This is a genomic window from Nocardioides proteolyticus (assembly GCF_051280635.3).
Classification (GTDB): domain Bacteria; phylum Actinomycetota; class Actinomycetes; order Propionibacteriales; family Nocardioidaceae; genus Nocardioides.
In genome coordinates this window covers 1-1081 of record NZ_JBNBPO030000061.1, presented here as the reverse complement: position 1 = coordinate 1081, position 1081 = coordinate 1, and the positions used below count along the sequence as shown (strand labels likewise).

Sequence of the window (1081 nt, the reverse complement as noted above, 5' to 3'; positions counted from 1 at the left end):
TGTACTCACCACGGACGTTAGGTACGGCGTGCCTGCTGGACGATGACGAAGACCTCCGGGTGAGGTGTGAAGCGACCAAGCATTCGCATCTCACAACCGGAGGCCTTCGTGTCCCACGCTAACGCCCAACTCACCCCCGCTGGTCGTCTGCGCCTGGCCCAGCTCGTCGTCGACAAGGACTGGCCGCTGCGCCGCGCGGCAGAACGGTGGAACTGCTCAGTCACCACCGCGAAGCGCTGGGCCGACCGCTACCGCGAGCACGGCCGGGACGGCATGGTTGATCGGTCCTCGCGTCCAAAGACCTCGCCGCGCCGCACGCCGACCCGGGTCGAGCGTCGTGTGATCGGATTGCGGGTCTCACGACGGTGGGGGCCTGCGCGGATCGCCTACCTGCTGGGGATGGCGGTCTCGACGGTGCACAAGATCTTGGTCCGTTACGGCTGTCCGCCGTTGGCGTGGACCGACCCTGCGACCGGCGTGCGGATCAAGTGGTCGCGAAAGAAGGCGAACTCCTATGTCCACGAGGCGCCTGGCGACCTGGTCCACGTCGACATCAAGAAGCTCGGCCGAATCCCTGACGGCGGTGGTCACAAGGTGCTGGGCCGCGCGGCCGGCCAGAAGAACACCAAGCGCGGCAAGATCGGCTACTGGTTCATCCACAACGCCGTCGACGACTGCACTCGGCTCGCCTACAGCGAGCTCCTCCAGGACGAGCGGAAGGAGACCGCAGCGGCGTTCTGGCAGCGCGCGAACGCCTACTTCGAGTCCGTTGGGATCACCGTCCGACGAGTGCTCACCGACAACGGCTCCTGCTACCGCTCACACCTGTTCGCCACGGCCCTCGGGGAGGCCATCACACACAAGCGGACCAGGCCGTACCGGCCGCAGACCAACGGGAAGGTGGAGCGGTTCAACCGGACCACCCTCGAGGAGTGGGCCTACGCCAGGCCCTACACCTCCGAGGCCGAACGCGCAGCACTGTTCCCCGAGTGGCTCCACACCTACAATCACCACCGCGGTCACACCGCACTGGGCGGCAACTCACCAGCCGACCTCGTGCCCAACCTGCGTGGACAGAACA

Annotated in this window: 1 protein-coding gene; it reads left to right on the top strand. The window is 66.6% G+C overall.

All coding sequences use genetic code 11. From position 1 onward, the window contains the following. Positions 1-108: 108 nt before the first annotated feature. The coding region (locus tag ACPOLA_RS19150) for an IS481 family transposase (protein ID WP_435772100.1) at positions 109-1081 on the top strand (973 nt) is incomplete at its 3' end.